Origin of the sequence: Yersinia massiliensis CCUG 53443 (assembly GCF_000312485.1) — a bacterium.
GTDB lineage: Bacteria > Pseudomonadota > Gammaproteobacteria > Enterobacterales > Enterobacteriaceae > Yersinia > Yersinia massiliensis.
Genome location: NZ_HE997644.1, coordinates 128,173 through 143,755 on the forward strand (window position 1 = coordinate 128,173; position 15,583 = coordinate 143,755).

Below are 15,583 nucleotides of genomic sequence, written 5' to 3' on the forward strand. Positions count from 1 at the left end.
CAGCGATGTGACTCGTTTCTGGCTCATCACCATTAATCCAAAAATCGCGTATACAAATAGAACCCAACCATCTGATATATATGAAATTTAAGTCAACCACCATGATAAGATTCAATTTGCCTGCGCAAAAAATGAACGCAATGATAATGGCGATGATTGCCGTTACCTTTCTGGCTATGATGCACTATGAAATCAATCGAGGCGGAGCCGGACTTCATCTGCCAGCCAATATCCTCATCTGGGCGATGATGGCGATCCTTACGATGACACTCTATTGGCCTCAGTCTGAGGCAAACCATACCTTCAGCTCACCCAGTAGTTTATGGCTGCTATCGGGTGCACTGATGATCAGTATCCCTGGACTCTGGCCTGAGTCATTACGGCATATTGGTGCTTGGTTGCCGCGTATTCTGGGTCTATGGGGCGGGATAATCCTGTTCTTTGGGCTATGTAGGCTGAGGCTGAACGCAGAAACACGACAAATGTGGCTAATGCTGATCCTCTTATCCACTTGGGGACAGGCCGTATTGACCCTACTGCAATGGTTTGTTTTTACTGCTGACAACTGGATGGAGTTCGATCCTACACAACGCCCTTATGGCATTTTTCAACAAGTGAATGTGCTGGCCAGTTATCTGGCAACGGGTTATGCCTGCGCAGTTTACCTGTTCATGGTTTCAAATAAGCGAGTGGTCCGCGGTATCAGTACCCTGACGCTTTTAGTGTTCCCTGGTTTATTGGTGCTGCTCCAATCACGGATCGGCTGGGTTGGGGGGATTTCAACCTTACTACTACTTTCTTTCTATTACTGGCGTCAGCGGCAAATCCTTGGGTTATGGTTATTCAGTCTCGCGAGCGTGCTGGCCGCTGTTTATGTGTTGAGCCAGTGGAGTGACAGTGCACTCGTCCTCAAAGAAGGCAGCAACCGAGAGCGCAGGCTGTTACTGCATTACACTTGGCACATGATATCGCAACACCCGTGGCTAGGTTGGGGCTACGGTCAGTTTGAGTTTGCTTTTGCTCGCACGCTTGCGCAAGCAGGGCAAGTACCCGACAACTTTATTTATCCTTCACATCCCCATAATGAAGTCCTGTTTGGCTGGGTGGAAGGGGGTATCGCAGCACTGATTGGGATGTTGTTACTCGCTATCGGCTATGTAAAACCCTTATTGATGCAGCCCAAAACCGTGTTTCCAATCTGGGTCCTCACGTTGCCGATCGCGTTGCATCTGATGACCGAATATCCTCTTTACCAATCTGCGGCCCATTGGTTGGTCCTTATTCTCCTTGGCCGGCTGATGATGCCGGAAACGCTACTGACAGCATCAGCATCAGCATCAGCATCAGCATCAGCATCAGCATCAACACTATGGCAACGTGGGTTGAACGGTGCGATCATTTTCGCGGCGCTATGCACATTGATCTTTATGGTGACGGGATTAAAAACGGGTCGCGTACTGACCATGACAGAAAGAAGTGGCTTAGTGGATATGCGACCATTAGATGACCTGATAAATCCTTACATACAATGGGAAAGATATCAGTACATACGGCATATCAATCTGTTACTGCAATTCAACCAGCGCCAAGACCCTGAGTTACTGACGCAATTTAAGGCATGGGCAAAACAGTACATTCAACTGCACAATGATCCGAATGTTTATCAAAGCCTTATCATGATTACTCATTATCAGGGCGATGTTGAGCAAGCGAATCACCTGCGCCTAACTGCGCGGGCTTTATTCCCTGATAATCCCAGCTTCAAATAACCCTCTCTAAGCAGCGCTCCCCACTTTTAGGCGAGCGCTTTTTTGGGCCTAATGGCCTTTCCTGCGCTTTAACAAGCAAAAAAAGAGGTGAAAGCCTAGGCGATCACCTCAAAAGTCAAAGAGACTGCATTTTCTTATGGGTAAATTTTGTACTTCTCATGGAGTTGTAAGTAACGCTCCACATCAGGTTGCCAGTGAGATTCAAGGAAACTGACGGTTTCATCAACGGAAAGTTTTCTCTCGCTTGCTTCATTCATCAATGTCACGAGATTGCTCGCACCAGTGAGTTTGGCTAACCAGAGCGGGCGTAGCAAAAAGAAGGCTTCCTGATAGTCCAGATATTTCGCTTCTTGTGCAGCAGGGATCACCATCGGGTAGCCCGCAGCCTTAAACTTGAACCACCAATCGACAAAGTAACGCACCGTTGGCTTAATCTGACTGATATCGGTCTCAGAAAGATTTTCGCCGCAAACCTGTTTGCCCGCATGAGGCCAACCGGTTTTCTGCTGATTAATGTCGACCTGATAGCAGGTATTGACATAGAACTGGCGCGAAGGAAAACCTAATTGCTCAAACGGGTGATCTGAACCTCTGCCCATATTGACACTAGTGGCTTCAAACAACCCCAGAGAAGGATAGAGTTGGATCGCCAGATCACTGCGCAGGTTTGGTGACGGCCGAACCGGCAGCGAATAAGGCATATCATGGGTATAATTTGCCATGCTGATAACCACTAAGTCTTGTGGCGGTAACTGGTAGGCGGGGATACCAAATGCCTGCCAACTGCTGTCATCAAAATGTGTCAACCAGCCCTCACCCACGATCATGCGAGCGAACTCGCCCGAAGTCAGGCCATGAACCATCGGAATAGGATGCATGCCGATTCCCGACATGTTCTTTTCTTCCAGTATTGGCCCATAGACATGATTCCCCAACGGGTTAGGCCGATCGAACACCATCAACTTCTTCTGGCTGGCTTGCAGGCTTTCCAGCATGTGGTGCAGGGAGAGGGTATAGGTAAAATAACGTACACCAACATCCTGCAAGTCATAGATCACCACATCGACATTGGCTAACTGCGCTTCAGTGGGATGAGCGCGCGCCCGACCATCTTCATCTCGCCCATAGAGAGAGATGATCGGCAAGCCACTTTGCTTATCAAGGTGGTTATCATCGCCCAAGCCCGCATCGGCCTTACCGCGGATCCCATGTTCAACCGAAAATAATGTCGTGACGGTAAAGCCAAACTTGTCTTGCTCAGAAAGCAATTTATCAATGGTGTGACGGCCATCTTTATTGATAGAACTTTGATTGACCATCAAGCCAACACGCTTGTTTTTGAGCAGCGGTCCGTAAATATCTTCCCGATCAACGCCCAAAACCATACTTTGTACCGCATTGGCAGAACCAATGCTGATAACACACGCAGAACACAAAAATAGTAAAGTCAGCAGGAAGTGTCTCATGCCTTGTTTCTCTCTTATCATGGATGAATTTGCCCGTGGGAAGAGGCCTTAGAAGTTATGCCGCAACTCCGCTGCCCAGAACCAGAAGTTGTTGCTGGTTTTATGCCCATTTATCCAAGTCTGCTCTGGCCGATAATAGGTATCGACGAATAACGACGTTTGTTTGGTAAAGGGATAGATCGCCTGGAATCCGTAGCGGCTACGATTCTTCTCCTTAAACAGGGTTTCATTGTTACGCGAGTCGCGGAAACTTTGTGTTCCTTTGGTCAACGCCAGACGGGTGTACGGCATGAGCATGACACCATTATCGAACTTGTAGCGGTAGATCCCCCACAGGAAATGTTCCTTGTTATAAAGCGTATTGACCAGTTGCTCGTCGATATACAAGTAGTTCAGCCACAACGAATTCTTTTTATCAAACGTGAAGTTGGCACCCGCAAAATGCTCGTTGATTTGGCTCCAGTCACGCTTGTAGACGCCATATTCTCCTTTTGCCCGCGCGTAATCCAGTTTACGGTCGATCAAGCGGAAAGAGAGACTGGCATTAAAGCTCACACTGTCGGAATACTTATAGTAAGCCTGTGGACGGATCCAGAATTCGTGCCGCTCTTCGCCTTTGCGCACATCACCTTGATATTCTGGAACAGCCAGCGCGGGGTTGTTTATCGACGGATAATGCCAGTTGTCATTACGATAGCCTATGCGCAATTTCGTATTGCCGCTTTTCCCATCCAGCGTGAAGGGGAATGTTCTCGTGACCCCCGCCTGCCAGCGAGTACGATCGTACTCTTGCATATTGTCCAAATAGGTTTTCAAAAATTGCACATCATAGAGCCACAGCGAATCATTCTGATAAATAAAAGCACCGAGATAAGGCGAAGTCGCCATGCTCCCTTTCATAAATTTCCAGTTATCATCACTGTCTATTTCTTGCTCAACGCCAATATAAGTATCAAAGTTCCAGACTTTTTTCTCGAGCTTTGCCTGAGCTTCTTTTTTTCTTTTTCCATCGCTAAAATACGTTGGTTCAGTTTTAAGATTTCCTGATCGTAATCGGTTGAAGACTCATCTGCCATTACAGGCGCAGACATCGCTATAGCACTGAGGATCACTAACCCTGTCAAACGATTCATTTTTTATTTTCCATTATTTTATAATATTGTTAATCCATAACCGCGCGGATAAAGCACTTTATTAGCATCAGGTGTTTTAATATCGACGGGGAGTTTCCCTTGAGGTTTAGCGAGAATATCTTGTTTACCTGCTGGCCCTTGGAATAGCGTTCTTAAGCCACTACGAATATTAGTTTCCAGACTATTGCGGACATTATTCGTCACATCAAAACCCGTAATACCATAAATAGCGATATTTGCTTTCACGCCAGATAAATAAGCGATGTCATAGGGGTTGCGCGTGGATATGACCACTAGCGGAATCTTTTTATTATTAGCAACATCTATAATCCGCTGAGCATTCATTGGATTTTCTTTGAGATTATAAGTTGCAAGAATAATGAATTGCTGACCTTCAATTTGTTTTTCAATCTCTTCTGTCGTTAGCGTATCCAGACCTAACTTGATTATCTGATGCTTAACGTTTAATGAAACCTTTAGCTCGTTGGCAATATCATTCAAATGCTTACTAATAAGCTCGTTACGTGGTCCTTCATCGGAAAATACTATCATCTCATTCTGTTGTTTAAGACGATAAGGCAGTACTTGATCGTTTTTAATCAGCGTAATGGCCTGCTCGGAAATCGCATTTTCCAAATCTTTATGTGCCTTAGATGCGACGATAGTTTGTGCCTTGGCGGCATCATGCGGTGCTGGAGAAAGCTGTTTATTCAGTTTGGTATAGATAACGCGTTGTGCTGACTCCTCAATACGTTGCTTAAGCACCGCATCTTTGCCTGCTTCAGTTTTCAGATAGCGATACAGTTCGCCGAGTTGCTCGATACTGCCCTTGTCCTTAATCGCCAATGGCATCAAGACAATATCATTACCGGCGAGGATCGCTTGTTTGATAGACCACTGGCGATCAAAATTACCGGTGATGGCCCCCATGTCCATGGCATCAGTCAGGATGAGGCCCTCAAACTTTAACTGGTGGCGCAAAAGGTCCGTCAGAATAGGCTTCGATAACGTGGCCGGAGTACCGATTTGCTCTCCTTTCGTGTTGGTCAACTTAGCATCATCAAGCGCGGGAACGACCACATGAGCAGTCATGATGGCATCGCTATCCGGCATCACTTCAAGGAAGGGTTTAAGCTCAATCTGCGACCAGGCTGCCTTGTCAATATTGATGCTAGGCAGCGCAAAATGGGTATCTGAACTCACGTTGCCATGCCCAGGAAAATGTTTTAACGAGGTCAGTACCGGATATTGCTGAATACCCTCAATGTAGCTACGAGCCAATTTACCGACCAAAATCGGATCATCGGAATAAGAACGAACACCGATAACAGGGTTGTTTTGGTTATTGTTAACATCCACCACGGGGCCAAAGTTAAAGTTAAAACCAAGACTCGTTAATTCATAGCCATGAATTGTCCCAGCTTGTTTAGCCAACTCCGGCGATCCTGTCGCCCCTAAGGCCATATTCCCCGGCATTTCAGTCCCGACACGTAAACGGGTGACATATCCCCCTTCCTGATCGGTACTAATAAATAATGGTAAATTATTGCGTGCATTCTGAATATGATTAATTAATTCCACTGTCTGCGGCGTATCAATTAAATTTTCACGAAACAGAATCACCGAACCCAGAGAGTAATCTTTAATCATTTTACTGACGTTGTCATTTATCGTGATAAATGGCGTCTTATTTTCAGTGTTACTTTCATCCCAAGAGCGAATATCGACCATCAACATCTGTCCGAGTTTTTCCTCAAAACTCATTTGATTTATTAATGTTTCGGCGGCGGTTTTTGGCGACTGCCACATTTCCTTCAATTGTGAATCTGAAATAGTGGCAGCATAACTTCCAGTACTGAATAAAAAAACGGCAGATATTATTTTTTTCATGAATAGCTCCATGGTGTCAATTTCCCAGCGATTGTACATTCCAAAATGAGTAATAAAGTGACAATTATCACAGGTGGTCGATTCGTGTTTTTGGTTATCAATGGAATAATGTTTATTTTCCATTCAAGATTTTTTGGCTGCAAACTGGTTACTTCAAGGGGATTCATCAGGAATAGCGAATTAATTTTTGGAATATATTTCTTTAATTATTTTTGTGGCATTTCAATTTGCAAGAATAGTCCTATTATATAATCAATAACAATATTGCCCCTTTAGCTTTTAGGGCGTTTATCATGGAATATTAATTTGACTGCTCAGGTCACTGGCCCCGTAAAAAAGCGTCGCATCGTGGCCGAAGAAGAGGAATTTACGGCAATAATGTGGGCACCCGCATACGGTTTGTTTGCGTTTTTTTGCGAGAACCAGCCTCGGTTTGAGTTAATCGTCCAGATTGTTGATGGTCATACTGGCGTTAAGGACCAGTGGTTTGGCGATTTCTTTTCGTCGTTGCAATAGCGCTAAGAAAATGAGATCAGTCAGGGTATTCTGCGCCGTTCGTGATGATATCGAAGAGCTACGCCATTCATTTTCATCAGAAATACTTTCCAGCACAAAATCAGCAAGTTTAGCCAAAGGTGTTTCCTTGTTACCCGTGATGGCGATGACCGTCGCTCCCTGCGCTTTTGCCATGGTACTGGCCATCCGCATTTCTTTGCGCTTGCCGCTGAACGACAACACGATCTGCACATCTTTCGGCGTCAGGGCTTGAGCAGTGGCTAACTGAACATGAAGGTCGGCTTCCGCTAAGCAGAGAATACCTATCTTTTGCAGTTTGTAACTCAGGTCTTTTGCTGTTAATCCAGACCCCCAAATGCCGACAATCTGTACCCGTTGAGCATGATTGATAATATCCACAACCTGCTGAAATACTGCGAAGTTTATTTTTTTGGTGGTATCAATGATCGCGGCCGTTTTTTCATGTGCCAGCTTTTGCGCCATCACCATCAGCGAATCTTCAGATGAGATAGCGTTATGCAACGCCTTGTGCGGGTAGGTTTTAAATTGGTTGTTTCTGCCCAGTTCTTCACTGATGACAATCTTGAGCGCGGGGAAGCCCTTCATACCAATCTTCTGGCTAAACTTGATAACAGCAGATTGACTCACCCCAGCGTCTTCAGCAAAGCGGGAAGAGGACATGCTTAGAATAGCCTCAGGATTATCCAGAATGAATTTAGCAATTTTTTGCTGGCTTTCAGCGAGTTCAGGTAGCAACCAAGCGATCTCATTTAACACTGACATCAAAAATACCTCCGTTATTTGTAATAGATTATTCCACTCATGACGCCTTTCATTCCATTAACCTATTTGCATGAAAGTATTGAAAATATTTTTTTATTTTATCTTTTTATTCGATGTTTATTCCTCATCAAACAGAGAATCAGAATAGATTTGCTGTGATAATAATCACACTTTAAGAATAAATAATTCCTTAACATCGCCGAAAACCTAATCAAATGGAAGCCCCAATGAAGATTAATTTAAGCAAGATGGTGACCGAAAGCCGCAATCCGGCCAGTTCTCAGATTGATATGCTGCCAACACTGGAAATGCTTGCGGTGATCAACGCGGAGGATAAAAAAGTCCCCTTAGCGGTGGAGGCCACACTGCCAGAGGTCGCCAAATTAGTGGATTTGGTCGTTGAGGCTTTCGCCAACGGCGGCAGATTAATTTATTGCGGTGCTGGTACGTCTGGGCGGCTGGGCATTCTGGATGCAAGCGAGTGCCCACCAACCTACGGCACGCCTCGTGAGCAGGTTATCGGCCTGATTGCGGGTGGACATACCGCGATTCTGCTGGCGGTTGAGAACGCAGAAGACAACCCTGAAATGGGGAAACAAGATTTACGTAATCTCGAATTCAACTCCCGTGACGTATTGGTGGGGATCGCCGCGAGCGGCCGCACACCTTATGTTTTAGGCGCAATGGCTTACGCACGCAGTGTCGGTGCAACGGTCGCCGCTATCTCTTGTAATCAGAACAGCGAAATGAGCAAGGCCGCCGATATTGCCATTGAGCCCGTGGTGGGTCCTGAAGTCGTCACTGGTTCATCACGCATGAAAGCAGGGACGGCGCAAAAACTGATCCTTAATATGATCACCACGGGTGCCATGATCCGCAGCGGCAAGGTGTACAGCAATCTGATGGTGGATGTTGAAGCCACCAACGCCAAACTGGTGCAACGCCAAGTCAATATCGTGGTTGAAGCCACAGAATGCAGCCCAGAAGAAGCAGAAAGCGCGCTCAATGAATGCCAACGCCACTGTAAAACCGCCATTGTCATGATCCTCGGTGGCCTGACAGCACAACAGGCGGCCGTGGTGTTGAGTAAAAATAAAGGCTTTATTCGTAAGGCGTTAGAGGGGATACAGGCATAGCCATGGCGAAAATAACCGTTTCCATGATAGAGCAGATTTTACAGCTCACCGGCGGTAGTGAAAATATCATTATCTGTGGTAACTGTATGACCCGTTTGCGGCTGACGTTGCGCGACCGCGAGCAAATCCAGCTCGATGATCTGAAGAAAATACCGGGCGTGTTAGGGGTCGTTAACGGCGACGATCAGTTACAGATCATCCTCGGCCCGGGTAAAGCCCAGACGGCCAGTGAAATGATGAACACGCTGCTAAACGCGCAACCACGTCAAACGCAGGGCAACCACCAGCAAGCGGATTTGCAATCGTTAGCTAGCCAAAACAAGCAGCAGATGAAAGCCAAACAAAATAGTGCGGTGCATAATTTTCTCACCAAGTTCGCCACTATTTTCACTCCGCTGATCCCCGGTTTTATTGCCGCAGGGCTATTACTCGGGTTTGCGACGCTAATGCAGCAAACGCTGGTCGTTGATGGCGTGACGCCAGCCGTTTGGTTGAAAAGCCTGATCGCTTACATGAAAGTATTCAGCATCGGCTTGTTTACCTTCCTGAGCATTCTGATTGGTTATAACACTCAGAAAGCCTTTGGCGGGACTGGCGTGAATGGCGCCATTATCGCGTCGCTGTTTATTTTACGCTATGTGCCAGAAGGCACTGTTGGCTATTACGCTGGGATGAGCGACTTCTTTGGCATGGTTATCGATCCACGTGGCAACATTATTGGCGTGCTGCTGGCCTGTATTCTGGGCGCATGGATTGAACGGCAGGTGCGTCGGGTGATCCCTGATAACTTGGATATGATCCTAACGTCGACGATTACCCTGCTGATCACCGGTGCGATTACTTTTGTGGTGATTATGCCGGTGGGTGGCGAGCTGTTTAAGGGAATGTCATGGCTATTTATGCACCTTAATGGCAACCCGTTCGGTACCGCCATACTGGCTGGGTTATTCCTGATTAGCGTGGTTTTCGGTATTCATCAGGGGTTTGTACCGGTGTATTTCGCGTTAATGGATGCGCAAGGCTTTAACTCGCTGTTCCCGATTTTGGCGATGGCAGGTGCTGGCCAAGTCGGGGCATCGCTGGCGCTGTTCGCTCGCTCGCCCAAAGGTTCGCTGTTGCGTACTCAGATCAAAGGGGCCATTTTCCCAGGTCTACTGGGGATCGGCGAGCCACTGATTTATGGGGTGACGTTGCCACGCTTGAAGCCGTTTGTAACTGCCTGCTTGGGTGGCGCAGTCGGGGGATTCTTTATCGGTCTGGTGGCTTGGATGGGGTTACCAATAGGGCTTAATACGGTTTTCGGCCCTTCTGGTTTGGTCTCGATTCCTCTGATGACATCGGCGAAAGGCATCTTTGCGGGCATGCTGGTTTATGTCGCCGGTATTATTATCTCTTATATTGCTGGGTTCGTTCTGACTTGGCTGTTTGGCAGTAAGAATGTCGATTTAAGCTGATTAGCAGAGTCTTTATATTGCGACGAGCGGGCAGTATTGCCATCGAAAAAGGCGGGTTGCTATTATGCAGCCCGCCTTTTTTATTACCAATTCACATCAAGGGTGGCTGTTGCGGTGGCGGGGCCGGGTTCAGCGGTTTCACGCGGGCACAAGACCCATACCAGCGGATCAGACCATGACTGTGTTGACGTCACTGTTCGGAGGGCAACTTTCGTTTTATCCATGCGTAAAGAGGACGCCTTGTCTGTGCATCCTGCGTCAGTAGTGGCATTTGCGCCAATAAAGCCACGAATATCCCCTGCAATACTTCCCCCTACTGTCGACAACAGCGGCAGAGTGTATTGACTTCCAGCCTGCGTTTTCGGCGTGACTGAATAAGTGATAGCCGAGGTAGCACCGCCTTCATTAGTACAGCTCACACTCAGCGAAGACTGCACGGCAATCCCCTTCCCATCTGTTGCCTGAGCGGGTGTCACGTCACCAAATGGAACGAGGTTGGCTGTATTCATCGAACATTCCGTTCTGGCGATCGTCAGACCGCTGAAAGACAGTAGTGACTGCTTGTTGGCGCCGCTGGTTTTATGAAGTTGGAGATACGTTATGGGAAGCGCCCCCGCGGCAGCCGATGGGGAGACATATACCCCGTAGGTCACATTCATCGAGGTCATTGAACCATCCAAACTGTAGAAGTTACCGCTTATCGGGCGCTGAATGGCAGCACAATGTGTCGGTGATCCAGGCGTCAACCAGCTAGCTGCTATTGCCCCTTTATTGTTCCAAGTTGCGGAATAGTTATCGGTGATAACATTCGCGGTAGGGCTCGGCGTACCTGTGATTGCCGTTGCGCTCAGGCTTCCCGTCAGGATGATGAGTACGCCCGGCTGAATCTGGTATCCGGACCATCCGTCTATCGTGGTATATGGCAGACCAGCAATGCCGCACGTTGCACCATTTGCGTCAGTAGGTGTTGTCTGCCAAGCTGATAATTTCCAGCCCCAGCTATAACTTAACGCTGTGTTGCCATTATAAGGACCATACGCCGTTCCAACGATAGACGGTGTCCAAGTCCCCAGTCTGTTATAACCATCCGTGATAACCAGCGCTGAGGCCATATGCCACGGCATCAATACGAAAGCAACAACCCACTTGAGCCAGTGCCTGCGAGTGGCTTTCACGAAAAAATGAGACAGCAATTGAGAGGTGCGTCCAATCACATTGCCAGTATCAGGCTGCGTGATGATGTGGTTTAAATCAGACATATTGATTCCTATGAAAACACTATTCTTAAGCAAAGCCGCGCAGCGTTAAGCGACCTTTTATCAGCGACATTCGCCATTCAACTGGATAACCGGCATCTGCGGCGTTGGTTCTAGCCCGTTAAGGTTGTAATTGACGTGACACTGTTTATCCTCGCCCTTACCCCACGACACAGACAGTTGGCTCTTTTGCGGCAAACCGGTCAGATAAACCTGTCCGTCATCACCGACAATACTGCTGATTTCTTCACCGCTGGCGTTATCCAGTAATGAGGCAGTCGCCCCGAACGGCACCACACCGGTCCCACCCGCACGAGTCAAATTAATCAATACTTGATAACCAATACGCGTCGCGAATTTCGTTTTCACCACTGCGCCATTGGTCGGGTAGACTGTCTGCTGGTTCTGCGGCAAATCGACACCGTCCGGCAATGTGCTAGGGTCAAGGCCAATGCTGTTACGTGTGTAATCCGACAGGTAAGGCACCACACCGAAACCGCGCGAATCAATCTTCCCACCGCCGTTGGAAAGGCTGACACCTCCGGCTCCCGGCGCACTCACCAGCGCCACTGAACTGCCTAATGTGCGTGACAGCGTTATGCCTTCAGCATGGACAACCGCCCCACCGCTCATGTTGACGTTCATCGAACGCATGTCATTCGAGTAGCCGTAACCCGCAGCAATATTGCCTTTACTGCCTTGATAGCCCAGATTGAGGTTGCTGTTACTGGCCTGTCCTTGGTTGCCCCACCCTTGCATCACGCGGTAAGAAAGCGCACCGTCTCGGTCGCTACCAGAAATACCCGCTTGGTTCTGGGTTCGTCCTTGGTTGTTATGGGTAACCTGGCTGCTCGCGAAAGTATTTTGCAACGCAGACGAGTGACTAAATATGCTGAACGGCACGTTTAGGTTGAATGAAATCTGGCGATTTTCCGGCCAGTTACCATTGTCTTTCATCCGATCAATTGTGTAGTAAAGCCCATAACTCACACTGTGATAGCTGCCGTTATAACCTGCCGAAAGGCTGGTCAGGGTTTTCGTTGACCCCCAATAATTATCACGGTTGGCACGCAGACTCACCGAACCATAGCCACCCAATTGTTGGGTGACCTGAGTCTGGAAACTACTGCGGCGGCGGCTCAACGTCCAAGGTGAAACATCTTCCCGCTGGGCATAACCCATACTGTTGTATTCCGCAAAACTGTAATAATTTCGGGTGGAATAACGCAGCGCAGTCAGATCCATTGACGTTCCTGTCGTCAACATACTTTTGGAATAACGCATGCGCCATGAACCGCCAGCCTGACGTTCTTCATCTTCAAACTTCGTGCTGGAGAAGGTTCCATCAACGGACATGGCGCCAAAATCACCCATTGAAATACCGGAACCCATACTCAACGCACTGTAGTTTTGTGAAGCCAATGCGCCGCCATACAGTGTCAGGTTTTTCGGTAAGCCATAAATCAGCGTGGCCAGCACAAATTCAGACTCGCGCGAGCCTTGCGTGGTCCCGCCGTCATAGCGGCCCGCCGTGACCTCATATTTCATGGCCCCCGGACGCAGCATCACTGGCAGGGAGGAATAGGGCACCACAAAAGTACGGACACTGCCATCAGCTTCTGTGACCGACACATCGAGGTCACCGGACATGCCTGCCTGAAAGAGATCTTTGATTTCAAATGGGCCAGGCGCCACGTAAGTCTCATACACCACATAGCCATTCTGGCGCACAGTGACACGCGCATTACTGTTAGCCACGCCATTGATCTGCGGGGCAAAACCGCGCAAACGTGCCGGCATCATTTGTTCTGACGAACTCAACTGCACACCGAGGAACGGCACACCGTCCAGCACGTCGCTTCCGGTATTGGCTTCGCCCATCGTCAGGCGCGAACGCCAACTGCGGATATCGCGCGACAAGTAGGTACTGGAGAAATTCGTACTGTCGCTACTGCCATTATTATTGGAATCAGAATGGCTGTGCGTCATGGTACTGCGCAGACGCCACGCCCCCGCATTCGCCCCCGCTTGTACGTTGGCAAAAACGTTATTAGTCGTATTTTGTTCGCTATTGATTGTCTGTTCGTTACGTCCGGCACTCAGGTTGTAGTTAAACAACATTGCAGGGATCCCATCGTCCCACTGAGTAGGATCAAACTGGCTGTCTCTGCCTGGCTGCATCGCCACCTGCGGAATACTGATATCCAGACGCAAGCGCGATAAGTCGAATTTCACCGTGGATTCTGGGATAAGGGCGGGCAAATCATCCACTGGCTTATCTTTCGGTAAATCCTTAAACGCGGGCAACTGGTCAACGTTAACGCCGAGTGCGTTGAGTAATTCTGGCGTCAGCTCTGGCGCAATGTTGCCGTGTGTATTTTTGCCAAACATCAGGTCACGGGATACTGCTTCGTGCTGGTTCACAAATATGGTGACCAGATAGCGACCTTCCCCCACCCCACCAGCATGGGAAAATGCAGAGAGATCGACTTCAGTTCCCCCCGCCCCCAGCGAAAGTAATTCAGGCTCGAAGTAATCCTCAGCCCAAGTGTTCTGGCAACTCATTAAGACCAGTAACGCCAGTGTGTTGCGCGGTAAGGCGCGGTCATTTGTTCTTAAACAGGAAGTCAATTTCTGACTCAAGATCATCCCTACTCTACGATTCATTATTCTCTTTCCCGAGCCCTACAGCGCCTGACGTTGTAACGGCATCAACTGACTATTTTCGGCGATAACTTGCCATTCCACTTCCCCTCGCATATCACTCACGAGGGGATAACGCTGTTGACCTTTAGGCGGAACAAGTCTGCGCAAGGCACCAGCAGGGAGTGCTTTTCCCCCCACAGACAGCTGGCTAAAATTGATATAAAAAGGCGTCGGGTTTTCGGCCACTAGCTCATTGTTTTGTAAGCTGAAACGGAGCTGCTTAGATGCTGTTGCCACACCGCCCTCAGGTAATCCTTCAGGGCGATAAAACAACTTCATGTTGTTCACCACCGCGAGCACCAGTTGCCCGCCGGTCTGGCTGGCTTTATCCGGCGTGGAGGGGATCCCTTTTACCGAAAGGTAAAAGACGGACTCTCGGTCCTGCGGCAATGACATTTTTGTGAGGCGAATCAGCAGTGTGAATTGTTCACCTGGATCCACTCGCTTTAATGGCGGCGTGACCAGCAGCGGAATCGCATCCGTTGGCCCTTTATTATCGGCTTCTGCTGCGGGCAGGCCGGTCGCGAAGTCCATCGGCCGTACCCATGACTGCATCAGATACGCCCGATCGGTGTTATTCGTCAGTGACCACGTTATGCCCTTGGTTTGCGAGGCCGGATACACAACCCGAAACTGATTGATCGAAAGGCCCGACGGTTGCTCTGCGGCGGCAAAACACGGCAACGTGAGCGCGGCGATAAGTAAAGGCAGCTTCAGAGAAAACCTCATGATTTCCCCCCGTTCAGCACGTCTGATATGAACAACGGACTGTTGCCGCCATAATCATTAATCACCGTCCACTGTGCCTGCTTAACGTGGCCCGTTACCGGATAGCTGACCTGCGAAAAAGGCGCAATCATCGGCGCGATATCACGCACCGCAACTTCATTGCCATCAAATGCAAGACGCGAGAACGTCAGGTAATAAGGCGTCGGGTTTTGTACTTGAACCTTTCCGTCCTGAAGATGAAACGTTAAGCGCCCTTGTGCTTCTTCCACCTTCATCGATAGCCCTACAGGGCGATAAAACAGCTTGATCGTGTTCTGAATACCCACGGCAATACGTGCCGATAGCGAGGCGTCTTCCGACTCTTTCGGTTGCGTCATGGCGGGCACGGCGATCGCGGTAAAATAAAATACTGACTCACGATCAGCAGGCAGGGCAGCATCGTCCTTATGCAGAATGCGCAGGGTGTTTTTGCTGTTTTCTTCCAGCCGGAACAGAGGGGGCGTGGTAAGAAACGGGGCTGCTTCACGCCCTTGCGGCGAAACCACCACCGCAGACTGCACCAAATAAGGTCGCGAGCCGTGATTTTGTATCGTCAGCGTTTGCACGCTGTCTGTTGACTGGAAAATGACACGTGTGCGGCTCAGACTGACCCCGCCGTCAGCGGCGGCCGCGCCTTGAATGAGCACCATCATGATCCCGCTGACAAACAGGCCCCAGCGTAAAAATAGTTGAATAGAACGCAAAG

At 48.7% G+C, this 15,583-nt stretch carries 10 protein-coding genes and 1 pseudogene; 3 read left to right on the forward strand and 8 right to left on the reverse strand.

Annotated elements, in window-relative coordinates; translation table 11 throughout:
* The first annotated feature begins 131 nt into the window (after window positions 1–131).
* Window positions 132–1,769, forward strand: a complete 1,638-nt coding sequence (locus BN68_RS09690; RefSeq protein WP_269212173.1) for a PglL family O-oligosaccharyltransferase — start codon at window positions 132–134, stop codon at window positions 1,767–1,769.
* A gap of 134 nt (window positions 1,770–1,903) precedes the next feature.
* Here the strand turns inward: BN68_RS09690 and BN68_RS09695 are convergent, their stop codons facing one another.
* The 4 genes and pseudogenes from BN68_RS09695 to BN68_RS09710 form a co-directional block, all read right to left on the reverse strand.
* Window positions 1,904–3,235: an exo-beta-N-acetylmuramidase NamZ family protein gene (locus BN68_RS09695; protein ID WP_019210975.1), complete on the reverse strand. Its 1,332-nt coding sequence runs from the start codon at window positions 3,233–3,235 to the stop codon at window positions 1,904–1,906.
* A gap of 48 nt (window positions 3,236–3,283) precedes the next feature.
* Window positions 3,284–4,368 (reverse strand): annotated as a pseudogene (locus BN68_RS09700) (hypothetical protein).
* An 18-nt stretch (window positions 4,369–4,386) separates the two neighbouring features.
* Complete coding sequence (locus BN68_RS09705; RefSeq protein ID WP_042806622.1) at window positions 4,387–6,258, reverse strand: glycoside hydrolase family 3 protein; 1,872 nt, start codon at window positions 6,256–6,258, stop codon at window positions 4,387–4,389.
* A gap of 438 nt (window positions 6,259–6,696) precedes the next feature.
* Window positions 6,697–7,557, reverse strand: a complete 861-nt coding sequence (locus BN68_RS09710) for an SIS domain-containing protein (protein WP_019210977.1) — start codon at window positions 7,555–7,557, stop codon at window positions 6,697–6,699.
* A gap of 227 nt (window positions 7,558–7,784) precedes the next feature.
* Between BN68_RS09710 and murQ the strand changes: the two genes are divergently transcribed.
* Window positions 7,785–8,693, forward strand: coding sequence for an N-acetylmuramic acid 6-phosphate etherase (gene murQ / locus BN68_RS09715; RefSeq protein ID WP_019210978.1), 909 nt, complete (start codon window positions 7,785–7,787; stop codon window positions 8,691–8,693).
* Window positions 8,694–8,695: 2 nt separating this feature from the next.
* The gene (gene murP / locus BN68_RS09720; RefSeq protein ID WP_019210979.1) at window positions 8,696–10,147 is read left to right on the forward strand and encodes a PTS N-acetylmuramic acid transporter subunit IIBC; all 1,452 of its coding nucleotides are present in this window, start codon (window positions 8,696–8,698) and stop codon (window positions 10,145–10,147) included.
* A gap of 83 nt (window positions 10,148–10,230) precedes the next feature.
* Here murP and BN68_RS09725 read toward each other — a convergent pair whose 3' ends face one another.
* Genes BN68_RS09725 through BN68_RS09740 form a run of 4 tightly spaced genes read right to left on the reverse strand, consistent with a single transcriptional unit; the run spans window position 10,231 to window position 15,581 of the window.
* Complete coding sequence (locus BN68_RS09725; RefSeq protein ID WP_019210980.1) at window positions 10,231–11,406, reverse strand: hypothetical protein; 1,176 nt, start codon at window positions 11,404–11,406, stop codon at window positions 10,231–10,233.
* Window positions 11,407–11,466: 60 nt separating this feature from the next.
* Complete coding sequence (locus BN68_RS09730) at window positions 11,467–14,070, reverse strand: fimbria/pilus outer membrane usher protein (RefSeq protein ID WP_231294031.1); 2,604 nt, start codon at window positions 14,068–14,070, stop codon at window positions 11,467–11,469.
* An 18-nt stretch (window positions 14,071–14,088) separates the two neighbouring features.
* Window positions 14,089–14,838 (reverse strand): fimbrial biogenesis chaperone, encoded by a 750-nt coding sequence (locus BN68_RS09735; RefSeq protein WP_019210982.1) that lies wholly within the window; start codon window positions 14,836–14,838, stop codon window positions 14,089–14,091.
* Window positions 14,835–15,581: a fimbrial biogenesis chaperone gene (locus BN68_RS09740; RefSeq protein ID WP_019210983.1), complete on the reverse strand. Its 747-nt coding sequence runs from the start codon at window positions 15,579–15,581 to the stop codon at window positions 14,835–14,837. The genes BN68_RS09735 and BN68_RS09740 overlap by 4 nt, the downstream gene beginning before the upstream one ends.
* Between the last annotated feature and the right edge of the window lie 2 nt (window positions 15,582–15,583).

Coding starts and splice junctions, on each gene's coding strand:
- BN68_RS09695 (WP_019210975.1), bottom strand. CDS start 3,235: ATGAGACACTTCCTGCTGACTTTACTATTTTTGTGTTCTGCGTGTGTT.
- BN68_RS09725 (WP_019210980.1), bottom strand. CDS start 11,406: ATGTCTGATTTAAACCACATCATCACGCAGCCTGATACTGGCAATGTG.
- BN68_RS09705 (WP_042806622.1), bottom strand. CDS start 6,258: ATGAAAAAAATAATATCTGCCGTTTTTTTATTCAGTACTGGAAGTTAT.
- BN68_RS09710 (WP_019210977.1), bottom strand. CDS start 7,557: ATGTCAGTGTTAAATGAGATCGCTTGGTTGCTACCTGAACTCGCTGAA.
- BN68_RS09730 (WP_231294031.1), bottom strand. CDS start 14,070: ATGAATCGTAGAGTAGGGATGATCTTGAGTCAGAAATTGACTTCCTGT.
- murQ (WP_019210978.1), top strand. CDS start 7,785: ATGAAGATTAATTTAAGCAAGATGGTGACCGAAAGCCGCAATCCGGCC.
- murP (WP_019210979.1), top strand. CDS start 8,696: ATGGCGAAAATAACCGTTTCCATGATAGAGCAGATTTTACAGCTCACC.
- BN68_RS09735 (WP_019210982.1), bottom strand. CDS start 14,838: ATGAGGTTTTCTCTGAAGCTGCCTTTACTTATCGCCGCGCTCACGTTG.
- BN68_RS09690 (WP_269212173.1), top strand. CDS start 132: ATGAACGCAATGATAATGGCGATGATTGCCGTTACCTTTCTGGCTATG.